This is a genomic window from Caldifarcimen microaerophilum, from assembly GCF_055387105.1.
Window position 1 is genome coordinate 956,181 of record NZ_AP038914.1, and the last position, 16,611, is coordinate 972,791.

The 16,611-nt window shown below is 61.0% G+C and carries 15 protein-coding genes and 1 pseudogene; 6 read left to right on the forward strand and 10 right to left on the reverse strand.

Annotated features, from left to right (window positions below):
- Nucleotides 1-11: 11 nt before the first annotated feature.
- The 8 genes and pseudogenes from mdh to AC6HU3_RS04525 form a co-directional block, all read right to left on the reverse strand.
- Nucleotides 12-962, reverse strand: coding sequence for a malate dehydrogenase (gene mdh / locus AC6HU3_RS04490; protein ID WP_497536092.1), 951 nt, complete (start codon nt 960-962; stop codon nt 12-14).
- 2 nt (nt 963-964) lie between these two features.
- Nucleotides 965-2,347 carry an RNA polymerase factor sigma-54 gene (locus AC6HU3_RS04495; protein WP_497536093.1) on the reverse strand — a complete coding sequence of 461 codons (1,383 nt, stop codon included), beginning with the start codon at nt 2,345-2,347 and terminating at the stop codon, nt 965-967.
- Nucleotides 2,344-3,480, reverse strand: a complete 1,137-nt coding sequence (locus AC6HU3_RS04500; RefSeq protein ID WP_497536094.1) for a hypothetical protein — start codon at nt 3,478-3,480, stop codon at nt 2,344-2,346. Before AC6HU3_RS04500 ends, AC6HU3_RS04495 begins: the two co-directional genes overlap by 4 nt.
- A 12-nt stretch (nt 3,481-3,492) precedes the next feature.
- Nucleotides 3,493-5,373 (reverse strand): glutamate mutase L, encoded by a 1,881-nt coding sequence (locus tag AC6HU3_RS04505; RefSeq protein WP_497536095.1) that lies wholly within the window; start codon nt 5,371-5,373, stop codon nt 3,493-3,495.
- Nucleotides 5,370-6,686 carry a cation:proton antiporter gene (locus AC6HU3_RS04510; protein ID WP_497536096.1) on the reverse strand — a complete coding sequence of 439 codons (1,317 nt, stop codon included), beginning with the start codon at nt 6,684-6,686 and terminating at the stop codon, nt 5,370-5,372. Before AC6HU3_RS04510 ends, AC6HU3_RS04505 begins: the two co-directional genes overlap by 4 nt.
- 5 nt (nt 6,687-6,691) lie before the next feature.
- Nucleotides 6,692-7,963 carry an RIP metalloprotease RseP gene (gene rseP, locus AC6HU3_RS04515; protein ID WP_497536288.1) on the reverse strand — a complete coding sequence of 424 codons (1,272 nt, stop codon included), beginning with the start codon at nt 7,961-7,963 and terminating at the stop codon, nt 6,692-6,694.
- Nucleotides 7,964-8,015: 52 nt separating this feature from the next.
- Nucleotides 8,016-8,306: a hypothetical protein gene (locus AC6HU3_RS04520; RefSeq protein WP_497536330.1), complete on the reverse strand. Its 291-nt coding sequence runs from the start codon at nt 8,304-8,306 to the stop codon at nt 8,016-8,018.
- A gap of 52 nt (nt 8,307-8,358) precedes the next feature.
- Nucleotides 8,359-8,682: pseudogene (locus tag AC6HU3_RS04525) on the reverse strand (hypothetical protein); the annotation flags it as partial.
- Between the two features lie 628 nt (nt 8,683-9,310).
- On the opposite strand from AC6HU3_RS04525, the gene AC6HU3_RS04530 reads away from it, so the two are divergent.
- The 5 genes from AC6HU3_RS04530 to AC6HU3_RS04550 are packed head-to-tail and all read left to right on the forward strand — an operon-like array spanning nt 9,311 to nt 13,945.
- Nucleotides 9,311-11,182: a V-type ATP synthase subunit I gene (locus tag AC6HU3_RS04530; RefSeq protein ID WP_497536097.1), complete on the forward strand. Its 1,872-nt coding sequence runs from the start codon at nt 9,311-9,313 to the stop codon at nt 11,180-11,182.
- Between the two features lie 25 nt (nt 11,183-11,207).
- Nucleotides 11,208-11,516 (forward strand): ATP synthase subunit C-like protein, encoded by a 309-nt coding sequence (locus AC6HU3_RS04535; RefSeq protein ID WP_497536098.1) that lies wholly within the window; start codon nt 11,208-11,210, stop codon nt 11,514-11,516.
- Entirely contained in the window at nt 11,516-12,106 is a 591-nt protein-coding gene (locus AC6HU3_RS04540) for a V-type ATP synthase subunit E (RefSeq protein ID WP_497536100.1), read from the forward strand. The genes AC6HU3_RS04535 and AC6HU3_RS04540 overlap by 1 nt, the downstream gene beginning before the upstream one ends.
- The gene (locus AC6HU3_RS04545) at nt 12,099-13,004 is read left to right on the forward strand and encodes a glycosyltransferase family 2 protein (protein WP_497536101.1); all 906 of its coding nucleotides are present in this window, start codon (nt 12,099-12,101) and stop codon (nt 13,002-13,004) included. Before AC6HU3_RS04540 ends, AC6HU3_RS04545 begins: the two co-directional genes overlap by 8 nt.
- Nucleotides 12,950-13,945 carry an AAA family ATPase gene (locus AC6HU3_RS04550; RefSeq protein ID WP_497536102.1) on the forward strand — a complete coding sequence of 332 codons (996 nt, stop codon included), beginning with the start codon at nt 12,950-12,952 and terminating at the stop codon, nt 13,943-13,945. The genes AC6HU3_RS04545 and AC6HU3_RS04550 overlap by 55 nt, the downstream gene beginning before the upstream one ends.
- A gap of 296 nt (nt 13,946-14,241) precedes the next feature.
- Here the strand turns inward: AC6HU3_RS04550 and pdo are convergent, their stop codons facing one another.
- Both pdo and AC6HU3_RS04560 read right to left on the reverse strand, forming a co-directional pair.
- Nucleotides 14,242-14,922 (reverse strand): protein disulfide oxidoreductase, encoded by a 681-nt coding sequence (gene pdo / locus AC6HU3_RS04555; protein WP_497536103.1) that lies wholly within the window; start codon nt 14,920-14,922, stop codon nt 14,242-14,244.
- A gap of 1 nt (nt 14,923) precedes the next feature.
- Entirely contained in the window at nt 14,924-15,256 is a 333-nt protein-coding gene (locus AC6HU3_RS04560) for a PadR family transcriptional regulator (protein ID WP_497536104.1), read from the reverse strand.
- Nucleotides 15,257-15,960: 704 nt separating this feature from the next.
- Here AC6HU3_RS04560 and AC6HU3_RS04565 point away from each other — a divergent pair.
- The gene (locus tag AC6HU3_RS04565; RefSeq protein ID WP_497536106.1) at nt 15,961-16,611 is read left to right on the forward strand and encodes an outer membrane protein assembly factor BamD; all 651 of its coding nucleotides are present in this window, start codon (nt 15,961-15,963) and stop codon (nt 16,609-16,611) included.

A 16,611-nucleotide genomic window follows, 5' to 3' on the forward strand; every position in this document is an offset into this window, starting at 1 on the left:
GGGCAAAGTCCTTATGCAAGTCCCTGCTCCGCAAGGAAGGCGTCCACCGCTTTCTGGAGTTCCTTCACGTGCTCTCCGTTCTTCCGGAGGGCGGCAAGCTCCTCGTCCGTGAGGGGAAGTTCCAGGATTTTCTCCACCCCATTCTTGCCCAGGATCACCGGAACGCCCACAAACACATCGGACATCCCGTATTCACCCTGGAGGAGCACCGAGGAGGGGACCACCTTTTTCATGTCCCGAAGGATGGCCTCAGCCATGAGGGCGGCGGCCGAACCCGGCGCGTAATACGCCGAACCGGTCTTGAGAAGTTTCACGATCTCTCCGCCCCCCTTCCGGGTGCGCTCCACAATGGCGTCCAGACGTTCCCGGGGGATGAGCTCCGTCACGGGAATCCCGGCCACCGACGCATAGCGCAGCACGGGCACCATCATGTCCCCGTGACTGCCCAGCACCAGGGCGTGGACGTCGGAAGGGGAGACCCCCAGTTCCATGGCAATGAAGGTAGCAAACCGGGTGGAATCCAGCATACCGGCCATGCCCATCACCTTGTTGCGGGGAAGACCGGACAGCCGGTACGCGGTGTACACCATGGCATCCAGGGGGTTGGTCACCACGATGATGAAGGCATCCGGTGCGTATTTCTTCACCTCCCCCATGACAGACGACATGATCTTCAGGTTGATGTTGAGCAGGTCTTCCCGGCTCATGCCCGGCTTTCGGGGAGAACCTGCCGTGATGATCACCACCTCGGACCCCTCAATGTCCCGGTAATCGTTGGTTCCCACTGCGAAGAAGGAGTTCCCCAGAATGGGCCGGGCCTGACTCATGTCCAGGGCCTTGCCCTGAGGAAGCCCCTCCACCACGTCCACCAGAACCACCTCCCCCACGTTCCGGGCCAGGAGTTCCCGTGCCGCTTCACCTCCAACGTGTCCTGCCCCAATCACTGCGATTTTGTGAGCCATGATCAACCTCCCTGTTTGCCCCCCCGGATTCTGCGACGGGATCGGGGGGGAATCCCGAATTTTTTCCGGTAATGGGCCACCGACCTTCGAGAGAGATGCACCCCATACGTGGAAAGCCGCGCTGCAATCTGATCGTCGGTGAAAGGGTTGTGAGGGTCTTCCTCCCCGATGATGGAGAGGAGGAGATCCCGGAGATCGTCTTCGGACACGGCCCCGGAGGCAATGGGGGTCGGGAAGAAAAACCGGAGGGGAAAAATGCCCACCGGGGTGTCCGCATATTTTTGCTTGAGGATCCGGCTCAGGGTGGACGGGGGGATCCCCAGCGCCTCCACCGCCCGCTGGCGGGAGAGAGGCGCCGGCCGGGGGGCCTTTCCCACCAGGAAATCCCGCTGGTGATCCGCAATAAAATGGGCCAGATCCAGGAGGCGCTGGCGACGTTCGGCGAGCACATTCAGGAGTTCTTCCACCTCCTGAAACTGCTCTTTCAGGAACTTCCTTGTGGTTTCATCCAGCGAGGGGTCTTCATAGAGCTCCCGGTATCGGGGAGAAATCCGGAAATGCCCCCGCCAGGGTTCGTTCACCTCCACAACGAGCTGGCCCTCCACCAGGCGAAAAACCACATCGGGGACCACATACTCCACCCGTTCGGTGTCATACACCGACGCGGGATCCGGGGGCAGATGCTCCAGAAGCACCTGAATGTCCCGGGCCACCTCCTCGGGAAGGTGGGCCACCCGCGTCCGGAGCACGTCAGGATTCTTCCACGTTTCCGGATCCATCTCGTTGAGAAACTGACAGAAGGGATGGTCGGCCAGGCCGTGATGGACAAGCCATGCCTTCCAGAACTCCACACCGTTTTGGCTTGCCACCCCCGGGGGGTCAAAATGGTGCATCATATAGTCCCGAACTTCCTCCACCGTGTCCGGGGTCACCCCGAGTTCCCGGGCGATGGCCTCCACCGGCTGGGACAGAAAGCCAGAGGCATCCAGATGGTCCACAATGGCCCGGGCAATCCTCGCCGATTCACTCCCTTCCGGAAAGGCAAGGGACACCTGCCATTCCAGGCGCTGCCACAATCCGGGCTGGGGAGCCGTCCAGGACGCTTCCACCGGATCTCCCCGCTCCTCTTCCTCCGCAGAAGGGTAGCCCACGCGGGGATCGGCGGGACCGTCATAGATCCGGCGCAGATCCGGCTCCGGACGCACCCGGGCTTCAAAGGGGTCTTCCACCGACAGTTCCATCACGGGATGGCGTTCGGCCTGTTCCCGGAGGAACTGCCAGGTGTCCACGGCGTCCAGCTCCAGAACCCGGGCGTGGAGGACCAGCCGGGGAGTGACCCGGAGTTCGGGCCGCACCACCAGGCGGGTTTTGATTTTCGGGCTCATACTTCCTCAATCAGCTCCACGTTGGCCCGGGGCACCACCACCTTCTCCCCGTCCACTTCCAGCACCACCACCCGGACCCGGGCTTCCGTCTCGATCTGCACCGGTTCAGGGGGAAGTTCCACCACCGTGCCGATTTTGCCGAAATAGGGGGCACGGATGATCCGGACCCGACGTCCCTTTTCCAGCACGCCGGTGTGGTGCTTTTTCTCCTCCTCGGCCACCCGGGCGGGGTCTTCGTCCGGATAGGAAACGATCACCTCCGGGCGGATCACACCCGCACGGATCTGGGTGGCTCCGTTCATGGACGCGGGCTTACCATTCAGTTTCTGAAACAATGCAAAGGTTCGTTGGGCCATCGCAATGTTGCCAAACCCTTCCGTGATCACCAGAGTGAGCCCCACGTCCTCGTTCCCGGTGATGGCCACACCGATATCATAGCCCAAGAAATCCCGGAGTTCCCGGCTGTCCATTCCTCCCACCACCACACCGCGGGCTCCGGCCTCCCGCGCCGCGCGAAGAGCCTCCGCCGTGACGAAACTGCCCCCGATCAGAATCTTCCCGGAGGCATCCGGAGGGATCCGGTCCGGAGTGAGCGGCGTGTCCGGACCGTCCACCACCACCTGAAGTTCCCCCAGCACCTCACCGCCGATCCCGAAAATCCCCTGGACCATGCTTCCCACCGTGGTGACCACCACGCCTTCGTCCGGGATCACCTCGGTCACCGTGCCGTCCACATAGGCGATGACCTCCACCGGAATGGGGGGCTCCCGGAGCATGACCTGACCGGTCACATCCGAGATGGACTCGATCGTTCCGGTGGCGGGGGAGGTCACCGAGCGCTTGAACAGAAATCCAAAGAGCCCCGGGGTTTGGGCAATCACCTCTCCCCGTTCCACCCGGTCCCCCTCTTTTTTCAGCATGAACCGGCGCACTTCCTCCGGGGGGACGGCCAGAAGGCCCGCCATGTTGATGGGCACCACGTTGCCGGGAAGTTCTGTGCGGGCCACCACATCCCCCGCACGGACCCGGTCGCCCTTTTTGACCAGCACATCGCCCTTGAGCGGCAGGCGGCGTTCTTTCACCACCACCGTTTTTTCCGCGACTTTCAATCCGGGTGTGTATGCGTGAGCCATGTTGCGTCCTCCTTATCCTGCACCCACCAGGGTGGTCTCACCCCGCTCGAAGGCTTGCACCAGTTCCCGGTAGCGCTCCAGCGGATACACTTCCAGACTCTCAATCCAGGAGGAGAGCATGGCCACCCGATCGTGGGGGTCCGTTGGAATGGCCAGGGGGCGGCCCCTGCAGTCAAACACAAGCCCCACCACGCCGCCGGAGAGCTCCACTTCCCGGCGCTTGCCCCTGCCTTCACCCACATCAAACCCCCGGGCAGGTTCCAGAACGGCCTTCACCTTTTCACCCACAGGCAGAGGAAGGCGACGAATTTCCCCGAATTTCAGAGAGAGCTGTTCACTGTGACCGTCGGCATAGGTGAGGGTCACATCCAGACAGGGCGAACCGGGTTTAGCCCGGCCCACGGGCGCAACCGCCGTTCCAATCCGGACCAGACAATCCCGGAAAAACACCTCCATGGCGGCCTGCTCGTTCACCTTCGCCAGCACCCCCAGGTGAGGCATCATGAAAATGGAGTCCACTGTGAGCTCTGTCACCCCTTCCGGCTCAAAGGCGTCCAGCATCATGAGGGCCGACTGGACCCGACGGGGGGCGTGAGACAGCACCCCACCGGAACCGATGAGGAGATCCAGGGCCATCAGATTCACAAGGCTCCGTCCGGTTCCCGTCTGGGCAAAGGCTTCCGAAATATCCCGGGCCTGCTGCACCCCTTTGAGCGTCACCGCCATGGCTTTGTGGTGCTCAAAAGCGAGACGTAGGGCCTCCCGGGCAATGGCCTGCTCAATAATCAGGGCATCCAGGGTCTGGGGAATGGTGGTGGGACGGATCATCTTGTTGCGGATGCGGTTCTGCACCTCTCCCTCGTCCATCTCAAAGGGCACCCACCGCATCACGTTCTCCATCCCGGCTTCCACCAGCACGTTGGAAACGGAATAGCTCATCCCCAGGTTGGCGGACACCGTCCGGTTGAAGATGGGCTCTCCCGAGGGATCCTTGAACACGCTGAACACATCGGTGGTGGCACCTCCGATGTCCACACCCACCACCTGGAGATCGTATTCCCGGGCCACCCGCTCCACCAGATACCCCACCGCACCGGGTGTGGGCATGATGGCGGTATCCACGAGCTTCATGAGCTTGTTGTAGCCCGGAGCCTGCTGCATCACGTGTTCCATGAAGAGGTCGTGGATCTTTTCCCGGGCGGGTCCGAGATTTTCCCGCTCCAGCACCGGCCGGATGTTGTCCACGATATACAGATCCACCCGATCGCCCAGGATCTTCCGCACCTCTTCCCGGGCGTCTTTGTTCCCGGCGTAGATCACAGGGAGTTTGTAGGTGGAACCAAAACGGGGTTTGGGATCGGCTGCCCGGATGATCTCGGCCATCTCCACCACGTGTTTCACCGTGCCGCCGTCCGTTCCTCCCGCAAGAAGGATCATGTCGGGGCGGAGCCGGCGGATCAGGGCGATGCGCTCGTGGGGAAGGCGCCCGTCGTTGGTCGCGATCACCTCCATCACGATGGCCCCGGCGCCCAGCGCGGCTCGTGCAGCACTCTCGGCCGTCATGGACTTCACCACCCCCACCACCAGCATCTGGAGTCCACCGCCTGCAGAGGACGTGGACACATACAGGTCCGTTCCCGTGCGCTCGTCTTTCCGGGGCTTCAGAATCCGGGTCTTCTCCGTATCCTCAAGGAGTTTGAGGCCCGTAAGCTCTTCCAGCTCATGGATGGCGTTCCGCACACCCACCGTCACATCCTCAAAGGGCTTTTCCACGGTGGTGGGAGCCTCTCCCCGGGCCACCAGGCGATACCCTTCGTCGGTTTTCTCGATCAGAATGGCTTTGGTGGTTGTGCTGCCACAGTCCGTTGCAATGACACGGTTCAGCTCTTTCATTCCACCACCTCCTCCGTCTGGGGTCTCACTCGCACCCCGCTTTTGAGGTTGGAAAAGAGGGGCACCAGGAACATGGGGGCCAGCAGGGTGGTGATCATGGTCATGAACACGGCCACCCCGTAAATATCCTGGGGAATCGCACCCCGGGAGAGGGCCACCCCCGCCACGATCAGGGCCACCTCACCCCGGGGGAGCATCCCGATTCCGATCCGGGTGGCCCCGAGCAGATTAAACCCGGAAGCCAGGGCCGGCAGGCCGCACCCCAAAACCTTTCCGATCACGGCCAGGAGGGTGAGCACCACCCCGAAGGCCAGGGCGTGGGTGGTCTCCGCTGGATTCACCAGCATTCCCATCACCACAAAGAACACCGGGACGAGGACGTGCCCCAGCCCCTCCAGGTGATGGAGAAGCTCTTCGGCATAATCGGTTTTGGACAGGGCGAGACCGGCGGCATAGGCACCGATGATCATGGCCAGACCGAACATCTCGGCAATGGCTGCGAACAGAAGCCCCATGGCAAAGGCCAGGGCCACGGCAGCCCCCGGTGATTTCAGGGCTTTGAGCCAGCGAACGTACGGTTCGGCCAGCAGAAGCCCCACACCCAGGAGAACCACCCAGATCCCGGCGGCCTTGAAGGCGATCCATCCAGCCTGGGCGATGGAAACGTTCCCGTGCTCCGCAATGGACAGCACGATGGCCAGGACCAGAATGCCCAGCACGTCATCCACCACCGCCGCCGCCAGAATGGTCACCCCTTCCGGCGTGTTGAGACGCTTGATGTCCGAGAGGACACGGGCGGTGATGCCCACAGAAGTGGCCACCATGGCTGCCCCGATGAACAGGGCCTCCGGATGGGTCCAGGTGGGTGTGAGTCCCCAGATCTGGGTGAGAAAGGCGCCGAAAAAGAAGGGAAAGATCACGCCGCCCACCCCCACGAGCACCGCGGGACGCAAATAGAGAAAAAACTGCTCCAGGTCCGTCTCCAGGCCCGCGAGGAAAAGGAGGAGAATCACGGCGAGCTGAGCGATGGCATAAAGTTCAGTGGACACGGGGATGTTCCCGGGATGAACCGGGAAGAGAACACCCAGACCCGGGATGTGGATCTGGCCCCCCAGCATATAGGGGCCGATCAGGATCCCCACCACCAGCTCGCCGATCACCCCAGGTTGCCTGAGCACTCGTTCCGTGAACTCACCCGCAAGTTTCGCCGCAAAAAGGATCACCCCCAGCTGAAAGGCCAGGAGGACCATGGCATGGGCCACCGATCCCTCGCCTCCAGCCGCTGCAACAATCAAGGAGAAAAGGGACTCCATTGAATTTAACCTCCTGTGAGAATGCGTGAGATATCCTGGAAGGTAAGAACCAGCATAACCAGGACGAGAAAAGCGATCCCCACCATGTTGATGGCCGCCTGAACCCGCAGAGGAAGCCGGCGGCGGGAGAAAATCTCCAGAAGGAGAAACACCACGTGTCCTCCGTCCAGAACAGGAAGAGGCAGGAGATTGAGGAGTCCAAGGTTGATGGAGATCAGAGCAAGAAGGCTCAGGAAGGGAAACAGCCCCACCTCCGCGCTCTCCCCGATCACCTTCCCGATCATCACCGGACCCCCCACGTCCTTCGTGGACACCTCCCGCCGGATGAGCTTCACCAGTCCCCCCACCACCTGACCTGCCGCCCGGATTGAGCGCTCCCAGGCCATGCGAGCCCCTTCAACGAGGGACAACCGGCGGGTCTGGGTGAGAGCCACCACACCCAGAAACCCCTTGGTGGGATCGTCGGGCATGGGCTCGGGAACCACCGTCACCGAAAGGGTATCGTTCCCGCGGAGGACCAGAAGTTCCAGCGGTATGCCGGGAGACGAGACCACAAAGTCTCCCATCTCATGCCACCAGCGAATCCGGTGACCGTTGACCGCAAGGATCCGGTCCCCGGGGCGAAGACCCGCAAGATCGGCGGGTTTGCCCGGAATCACCCGGGCGATGACAGGGGGAAGGGCAGGCTGGATCCCCAGATCCGAAATCTCCGCAACCGGTGCATGGAGACGGAGGGTATCCTGACCCCGGAGCACGGTCACAAAAAGAACGGAATCCTCCCGGGTGGCATGGAGGAAAAATTCCATGAAGGTCGACCAGCCCCGAAAGGGCTCCCCGTTCACCTCAAGGATCTGGTCACCCGGCTGAAGGCCCGCCTGGGCGGCCCAGGAGGAAGGGGCTACCTTCCCCACCGTGTTGCCGGGGAGCTCTGAAAGCCCCACCAGGCTATAGGCCCCCCAGTATAGCAGAAATCCCAGAAGAAGATTGGCCAGAGGTCCCGCAAGCACAACGCCGAGACGCACCCAGGGGGGGCGGGAAAGGAACCCGCCGGGCTCCTCCTCATCGGTCTCCCCGGCCATATGGACGTACCCCCCAAAGGGGATGGCCGAAACGGCGTATTCCGTTTCGCCCCTGCGGATGCGAAGGAGTTTGGGACCAAAACCGATGGAAAAGGTTCGGACACGAATGCCCCCCGCACGAGCCGCGAGGAAATGTCCGAGCTCGTGGATCAGGATCAGGAGACCCAGTCCGAAAACCGCGCCAATCCAGAAAATCACAGGGTTATTGTACAGCCTTCCATGGGGTCCAACAAGGTCCCACCCCTGAAGTTCACCCATGAGTTCGGACACCCGGGAAGAGGGATTGGATGAACGTGTGGTGGACACGTTGAATCAAGGATCTCCATTCTTTGAGCGGCAATCGCCATTTCTTCTCAAGCAGGATAAAAGGTCCGGAAAAGCGTTCCCATCTTGCAGAGCCTGTACGACGGAGAAGTTCCTGACGCACCTCTCCTCCAAGAAGCAGCACAATGCCGTAGATCAGGAGCAAAAATCCTACCAGCTTTTCCATCACCGCTTGTTTCTTGCTCATCACATCTCCCAACCCCAGCAGGCTTTTCATGTCCCAAAACGTCCTCAATCTCCATCCGCCTGCGGTACAACCGCAGCGCTTCTTCAGGCTCCAGTGTGGTCATCAGCCACAGGGGTTCCTTCTGGCCCCACTCCCACACCCCGATAACGTTGACCTCCACTTCCCCACGGTATCGCAGCCCCCGAAAGACCACTTTTTCTCCAACAGGACATGTGAGATGGACCTTTCGTCCCTCGGCGTCCAGAAAAACCGGAGGACGGGATCCCATTCTCAAGCGGATCACGAAATTCATCCCCGCTTCCCGCAGATGGCGCAGGAGAGTCGTATAGCTGAATTCCCGGTCCATCACAAGGGGACGATTTCCAGAGAACCTTCCAGGAAAGAAGCGTCTGGATGTGGACGGCATTTCGCGAGCTTCCCGTATCTTTGAAGGTTCTTGAAGAGAAGGTGGTCATGGCAAAGGGGATGGCGCGTCCTCGCAGAGGGGCGGCGAGAACGAGGAGCCAGAAGCCGCGGGTTTTGCCATCTTTCAGGGTTCCGACGTATTCTGTCTTGCGGGCCTGGGGTCTTTCGATTTCGGTGACGTCAGCGATCACGAAGGGAGCGGTTTCGGGGAAAAGCCTCCAGAGGGTTTCATGGGGATTAAAATGTTCGAGGAAGCGCTGGATACGCTTATACGCGGCGCTTTCAGAAACGCCTTTCATCTTGCGAGCCATGGAAGAGATCCGGAGTGATCGGGCTTCCAGGAGAGCATATCCGATTTCCGTTGCTCGTTCTGCAAAGCGAGGATCCGGAAAAAGAACTTGCATGAACGACTTCAGGGGTATAAACTTCCTCATGGGGATCCTCCTTTCTTTTCGTTGTTTCTTGTTCAGAAGGGAAAGTATACAGCTTTCCCCCGGAGGATCCCCACCTCCCTTTCACCCCTGTCCGAACTCTTGTCCGGAGGTCAGTGCGTGGTGTTGATGCTCCTTTCAACAGGGTGTACAATACCGCCCAACTCCAGCGATTTTCAGCCACGGGAGCACAGAACGATGATCGTCTCGATGCAGAAGGTGGAGATTGTGGGTCGTTTATCGGCCCTGAATGACGTTCTGGATCGTCTTCAGCAAACGGGACAGGTTCACCTGGACACCATCCGGCGAGAGGAAGTGGAACCCGTGTCCCTCACCGATTCGGAGCGGACCTTGCTCGGTCGTCTTCGTCACCAGCACCGCCTTCTTCAGGAAATCGCCAAAGACTTCCCCCTGTCTCCTGCCCCCCGCGGGTTCCGGGATGGCGTGGACACCTGGCTTTCCCGTCTTGAGGAACTCTCCGAAACGCTCTCCCGCGAGCTCCAGATGCGCCACCGCTTGCTGGACGAACAGGCGGACCTGAACAACTATGCCCGGGCCCTTGAGGTCCTCACCGCCAATCTTTCACCGGAGGCCGCCCCTCTGGTCTTCACCATTTCCCGCGCCGAGAAGACCGGAAGCGTTCGCCTGGCGAGGGAACTGCTTGCCGAACTCGGGGTGGAGGACGGGGATCGGATCTCGGTTGTGGAGATGCGGGGAGAACGTGTGCTTCTGCTCGTCCAGGTGCCTCCGGACCTTGCGGAAACCGTCCATAATCGTTTTCGGGAGGAGGGGTTTGCAGACCTTCGCCTCCCCGTCGCCTATGAGTCCGGACAGTTCCGCCAGGCCCTCCAGGCCGTTCTTACCCGCCTCCAGGAGATTCCCCGGGAACTGGAAGCTGTGGAAGGCCGGGTGAAGGAATTGCTCCAGAAGGAGGGAGATTTCCTCGGCCGGGCATGGCGCAGTATCCTGGACTGGATTGCCTTTTATGAGGCCAAAGAGCGCTTTCCCCGGAAAACCCGCTGGAGCTTTGTGATCCAGGGCTGGGTTCCCAAACGGGACGTCCCTTCTCTGGTGAACGATCTCAAGCACACGTATGGGGATCAGGTGGCGATCACCGCGCGGGATCCCCTTCCCCAGGAATATCCCCATGTTCCCGTGATTCTGGAGGGGCCGGCTCTCATCCGCCCCATCCAGAAGGTGCTCCCCCTCTATTCCCCGCCCGTGTATGGAACCATCGATCCCTCGGGCTATCTTCTGATGTTCTGGCCGGTGTTTTTCGGATTCATGCTGGGCGACGCGGGATACGGTGCCCTCGGAGCCCTGCTCTTTCTCTTCCTTCTGGGTCGTGCCCGTTCCGCCCTGCTCAAGAGTGTGGCCAAACTCTATCTCTGGGCCATGTTCTGGTCCATCGTGTTCGGTATCCTGTATGGCGAGGTGTTCGGCGACCTGGGGACCAAAGTGCTGGGACTTCAGCCCATCATGATGCACCGCATCCACGAGGTTGGGGCCCTTCTTGCGATTTCCGTTCTGTTCGGCATCATCCAGGTCCTGCTGGGCCTTGCCCTGGGTGTGGTGAACCACTCCCGGCTGGGCCACCGGGATCACGCTTTCACCGAGGCCTTCCGGTTTGTGGGGCTTCTGGGCCTGGTGTTCATGGTGATCCTGCCCATTCTCTCCGTGGTGGTGAAGGTTCCCCTCCCCTTCTGGCCGCTCTTTTATGGGGGTCTGGCTCTCTTCCTGATCGCGGCGGTGGGTGTGGTGAAGTTCCACGGGTTCGTGGCACCCATTGAAATTCTCTCGGCGATGGGGAACGTGTTCTCCTATGCCCGGTTGATGGCTGTGGGGCTGGCTTCGGCCATTCTGGGAGAGGTGGCCAACATCCTCGCCGGGATGACGGGGTTTGTGCTCACCGTGGCCCTGGTGGGCGTGCTCTTCCACCTGATGAACACCTTTCTCGGAATCTTTGACCCGACGGTGCAGGGAACCCGACTCCAGCTCGTGGAGTTTTTCTCCAAGTTTTACTATCCCAATGGGGTGCTGTACAAGCCGTTTCGCAAATCGACGGCATGAACACACATTGAACAAGGAGGTTGCAATGCTGCGTCACATCCTTCGCATGGTCGCAACAACCCTGGCCCTGCTTGTGGTGGTGGGGGTGGCCGCTGCGGCCGAAGCTGCTGGAGCCGGCGGTGCAAGCTGGGGCAAAGCGATGGCGGCCGCCATCGCCATCGGTCTTCCCGCCATTGGAACGGGGTATGCCCAGGCCAAGATCGGTGCCGCGGGCGCTGGAGCCCTGGCGGAACGTCCTGAGGTGGCCGGGAACGTGATCGTGCTTGTGGCGATTCCGGAAACGGCCGTGGTTCTCGGGCTGGTGATCGCCGCCCTCATCATCTTCGCCGCGTGATGACGCTCACATCCTATATCAACCGTCTCATTGAGGATAAGGTGGACGTGATCCTCCGGGAGGCCCGACGCCAGGCGGAAGAACGCCTGGCCCGGGCCTCCCGGGAACTTGAAGTGCTGGAGCAGGAGGCCCTCAAACGGGCAGAGCAGAGGGCCCAGGTGGAGCGCGCCCGCCAGGATGCCCAGGTCCGCCGGACACTGAAAGAACGGCTTCTCCAGATTGAGCATGCGGTGGTGAACCGGTGCGTGGAAGAGGCCCGGAAACGCCTGGAAGGAGCCTATCGCGAGAAACGTGTGTCCCTTCTTCCCCGTCTCGCCCGGGAAATCCTGGACCTCCGGCAGGGGGAGGAACCGGTCATCCTCCGGGTCCACCCCGAGGATTACCCCGTTCTCCAGAAAGCCATCCAGGACAACAACGTCCGGGTGGAAGCCGATTCCGGGGTCCAGGGTGGGGTGGTGGGCGAATTCCCGGAGCGAGGCCTCCGGGTGTCCAACACCCTGGCGTCCCGGCTTGAGCGGGCCCGGGATCTCCTCCTTGAGCATTTCTATGAGGTGATCCTGCCCGGAGAGGATCTGGAGGCCCTTGCCTGATCGGCCCCGTCGGTTCTCCGTGGTCACGGTGAGCTATTCCTCTCATGCTCACCTCACCTTTCTCCTCTCCCATCTCTCTGAGCAATTCGCCTCCTGGATCGCGGAAATGGTGATCTGGGAAAATGGAACGGCCGGCCCCCTTCCGGAAACGCCTTTCCCCCTCACCCACATCCGGAGCCCCCGGAACGTGGGGTTCGCCCGGGGGGTGAATGGGGCCGTTCGTGCCCTTCAGCATGAAACCACCCCCCTTCTCCTTTTGAACCCGGACGCCTATCCCGTGTCTGCCGATTTCTTTGACGTGCTGGGGGATGCCCTGGACCACCCCCGGGTGGGTGCCGTGGCCCCTCTGGTGAAATATCCCGACGGAACCCCGCAGATCACGGTGAAGCCTGATCGTTCCGCTCTCCAGGAGCTTTTTCTGGCCCGAACCAGCCTGTTTTCCTGGATGGTCCCCTCCGACATGCGTGTCCTGCCCCCGGAAGGGCCGGTGGAGGTGGTGACGGGTTCGGTGCTCGCCCTCCGGCGGGACGCCTTCACGGCGGTGGGGGGGATGGACGAGCGTTTTTTTCTCTTTTATGAAGACCACGACCTCTCCCGCCGGCTCCGGCAGGCCGGGTGGATCCTGCTGTTTGTCCCCCGGGCGGTCGCCGTTCACCAGCAGGGAGGGAGTCGGGGAAAACGGGCCCTGTGGTCCCAGTTTCAGAAAATCAAGTCCGGGATGCGTTTTGCACGGAAATGGGAGCCCTGGCCCCCGGGTGTGCTGGAAATGGGGCTTGTGCTGGGGGCCGGGGTGTATGCCTTCCTGGATTTCCTGGGCATCTCGTTCATGAAGGAGAAACGACATTGGAAAACCTCGAGAAGCAGTTTGAGCGGCACCTCTCCCTCATCCAGCGCCTGAGGGAGGGGATCCGGTCGGTGATCGTCGGCCAGGACGACACCGTGGAGGAAGTGCTGTCTGCCCTCTTCGCCGGAGGGCATGCCCTGATTGTGGGGGTCCCGGGGCTTGCCAAAACCCTTCTGGTGAAAACCCTGGCGGCCCTGATGGACCTCAAGTTCTCGCGGATCCAGTTCACCCCCGACCTGATGCCCCTGGATATTCTGGGGACCACCCTCATCGAGCAGGATCCCGAGACGGGAGAAAAGCGGTTCCGGTTCGTTCCGGGCCCCGTGTTCGCCCACGTGATCCTGGCAGACGAAATCAACCGAACCCCGCCCAAAACCCAGTCGGCTCTGCTGGAGGCCATGCAGGAGCGGAAGGTGACGGTGGAGGGGAAGACCTTCACGCTGGAAGACCCCTTCTTCGTGCTGGCCACCCAGAACCCCATTGAGCAGGAAGGGACCTATCCCCTTCCGGAAGCCCAGCTGGACCGGTTTCTGTGTGAAATCCGGATGGGCTATCCCACCGAGGAAGAAGAGCGGGAAATCCTTCGCCTCACCACCCGGGAGTTTGAACGCCCCATGCCGGAACCCGTGGCCCACCGGGAGGACATCCTGGCCCTTCAGGCCTTTGTCCGGGAGATGCCCTTTCCCGAACACCTTCTGGAAGGCGTGGTTCGGCTGGTGCGGGCCACCCGACCGGGTTCCCCGGAAGCCCCGGAATCAGTGAACCGGTATGTGGCTTTCGGCGCCGGTCCCCGGGCGGGTCAGGCCCTGATTCTTCTTGCGAAAGCCCGTGCGCTGGTGCAGGGCCGGGCCGTTCCCACCCGGGAGGACGTGGAACGGATGACCCTTCCCGCTCTCCGGCACCGGATCACCCTGAATTTCCGGGCCGAGGCCGAGGGCGTGCGCAGTGACGATCTGGTGAAAGAACTTCTGGGGCGGGACTTTTTCACGCCCTGAGGGAGAAAATTCCTTTCTCCGGTGGCCTTATACCACCAGGCACAGAGTATTTCAAGTTCAGGTGTTCCTCCCTCCCCCAGCCCCTCCCACCAGGGGAGGGGACATCATACCCTGATTCCCGAGAGGACTTGCCCGGAGACCTGTAATATTTTTCGGGGCCCCCTCGGCGTTTCCGTAGGGAAACGCCGAGGGGTGTCTTTTCGGGGTCCCCCTGCGGTTTTCTCCGGAAAACCGCAGGGGGATAAAAACACCGCGGGGCGCCCGATGGGCGCCCCGCGGCCAGGAGGGTGCCGTCCTTAATGGGATGGGGTCACACCGGCTGCGTGAAGCAGCTCGTGGATGAAATGCTCCTCGGGGACCAATCCTTCAAACTCCACGCTGTCGTTGATCACCGTCTTGGGCACACCATAGACGTTGTATTTCGTTCCCAGCTCCGGAAACTCCGACACCTCCACCATATCCGCCCGGATGTTGTCGTTGGCAAGGGCCGCCGCATGGGCCATATGCACCATGGACGGGCAATAGGGGCAGGTGGGCGTCACAAACACCTGGATGTGCACGGGGGTGGTCACATCCTTCAGGTGCTCCAGGGCGTGTTCGGAGAGGTTGGGTTTCCGGCGGGACACCATGATCAGGTCTTCGATGAGGGCGGAGAACTCATAGCCGGAGGGGATGCCAAAGCCGCGCACCCCGTAATCCTTCTCCGTGCCATCCTCCTCCACAGCCAGGATCGCCCAGCCGGGGGCCTTGTCAATGCCGTATTTCCCGGCGAGTTCTTCGTCGTTCACCAGGCTGTGCACCTCCACCTCGATCTTCCCATCCGAAAGTTCCGCGACTTCGCGGAAAAGGGCTTCGGTTTCGGTGCAGAACTGACAGTTCAACTTCTGGGTGAACAGCCTGACCCGCACCCTCTGGTCAAGCTTTTCCCCAAACATCTCGCGCACCTGCGCGCGCACGTCATCCGGCAACAGCCGCATCTCAAACCTCCTTGCTGAGTTGGTTTTCAATGAACGCTTTGGCTCGCTCCAGATACTGGAGCGTTGAGGTACAGCAGTGCTGGAGATATTCCCGACCCCGATCGCTCAACCGGTAGACCTTCCGGGGCCGCCGTCCTTCTTCCACTTCCCAGGCACATTCCAGGAGCCCTTCCTTCTCCATGTCCCGGAGTTTCCGATACACCTGCGTGGCACTCCGGGTGAGGAGCCCCTGCTCCTCAAGGATTTTGACCACCTGATACCCGTGGGTGGGCTCCCGCAGGAGCACAAGCAGGATGCAGATTTCCTCAACTTCCAGACGGTCTCTGTCCAGCATGCCTGTAGTATACACCCCCAATCCGAAATTGTCAACATGATGAAAATATTGCGCCCCCGGAGATCATCGGGGCAGCCGTCGGACCCCCCGGGTTTTTTGCACGACCGGAGGTCCGACGGCAAAATGGTTCACAAACGCGACCTTAAAACCTCGTGGGGACCCCGGCGAAAAAACATCCTGAAAAACCGTAAAATTTTTGGAGTTTATTGGGGTCCCCGCAAAGTTTCGCCAGAAACTTTGTGGGGTGAAACTTCCGAGCCTACCTATTAGGGATTGAAAGAGCCACCCCATGAGGTTTTCCACACCAAAAACCTCGTGGGGACCCCGACTGAGAACAAATACTTTGAAAACTGCAAATTTTTGAGATTTATCGGGGTATTCTTCCGAGCCTACCTATAAGGGATTGAAAGTGCCACCCCATGGAGTTTCCAACACCAGAAACTCCATGGGGACCCTGTCAGTTCCTGGAAAACGCTCCATTTTTTGGGAGTCCCCACGCGATTCCGAAAGGAATCGTGTGGGGTGTTTTTTTTCGGGGTCCCCGCGACGTTGCGAAGCAACGTCGTGGGGTGATAGTGTCGGGGTCACCATGCGGTTTTCCAAAGAAAACCGCATGGGGTGGAAAAAGACGATGCGAGCGCCAGCCTGTATAGTTTAAACCACCCCGAAACCGTCACCCTTTCGCGGAAGGAGGCCTGCAAACCATGAACGGATGGATCCGTGTTTTCGGGACGATCTTCGCCTTCGGGGCGCTCGTGTCGTGCTCCCTGCTTCCCTGGCGGCGTCCGCCCCTGCCCGAAGATCCCAACGCCCGTCTTCGTTATGCCGAAACCGCTCTCCATTCCGGCAAACCTGCGGAAGCCGCCCGGGTGCTCTCGGACTTTGTGATCCGGTATCCCACCCATCCCGAAACCGAACGGGCGGAGGCGCTCCTCGTCCAGGCCTATCTTGAAAGCGGCGCGGTGGACGAGGCGCTGGCAGAGGCGGACTTTTATCTCCGGAATTTTCCCCGGGGCGCCCATTACGAACAGGTCTGGCTTTTCAAACTCCAGGCCATGTGGCGCAAAACGCCCCGGGTGGAACGGGATCAGGCACCCACACGGGATCTCCTTGCGGAACTGGACCGCTTTCTCTTCCGCTGCCAGACTCTGTGTGAGGAAGCCCGGGCTTTGCGGGCGAAGGTGGTGGACAAACTCGCCCACCGCCGGTTCCTTGAAGCCACCGTCTATCACAAACTCCGTCGGCCTGAGGCCGAACGGATTTATCTTGAACTCCTCCTCAAAGAGTTCCCCCAAAGCCGGTGGGCGGATTCCGCCCGCGCCCGTCTTGAACGTCTGAATTCTTCCCGTTCCTGA

Coding starts and splice junctions, on each gene's coding strand:
- AC6HU3_RS04505 (WP_497536095.1), bottom strand. CDS start 5,373: ATGAAAGAGCTGAACCGTGTCATTGCAACGGACTGTGGCAGCACAACC.
- AC6HU3_RS04520 (WP_497536330.1), bottom strand. CDS start 8,306: ATGAAAAGCCTGCTGGGGTTGGGAGATGTGATGAGCAAGAAACAAGCG.
- AC6HU3_RS04560 (WP_497536104.1), bottom strand. CDS start 15,256: ATGCTGGACAGAGACCGTCTGGAAGTTGAGGAAATCTGCATCCTGCTT.
- AC6HU3_RS04510 (WP_497536096.1), bottom strand. CDS start 6,686: ATGGAGTCCCTTTTCTCCTTGATTGTTGCAGCGGCTGGAGGCGAGGGA.
- AC6HU3_RS04495 (WP_497536093.1), bottom strand. CDS start 2,347: ATGAGCCCGAAAATCAAAACCCGCCTGGTGGTGCGGCCCGAACTCCGG.
- AC6HU3_RS04565 (WP_497536106.1), top strand. CDS start 15,961: ATGAACGGATGGATCCGTGTTTTCGGGACGATCTTCGCCTTCGGGGCG.
- AC6HU3_RS04500 (WP_497536094.1), bottom strand. CDS start 3,480: ATGGCTCACGCATACACACCCGGATTGAAAGTCGCGGAAAAAACGGTG.
- pdo (WP_497536103.1), bottom strand. CDS start 14,922: ATGCGGCTGTTGCCGGATGACGTGCGCGCGCAGGTGCGCGAGATGTTT.
- mdh (WP_497536092.1), bottom strand. CDS start 962: ATGGCTCACAAAATCGCAGTGATTGGGGCAGGACACGTTGGAGGTGAA.
- AC6HU3_RS04530 (WP_497536097.1), top strand. CDS start 9,311: ATGATCGTCTCGATGCAGAAGGTGGAGATTGTGGGTCGTTTATCGGCC.
- AC6HU3_RS04540 (WP_497536100.1), top strand. CDS start 11,516: ATGACGCTCACATCCTATATCAACCGTCTCATTGAGGATAAGGTGGAC.
- AC6HU3_RS04535 (WP_497536098.1), top strand. CDS start 11,208: ATGCTGCGTCACATCCTTCGCATGGTCGCAACAACCCTGGCCCTGCTT.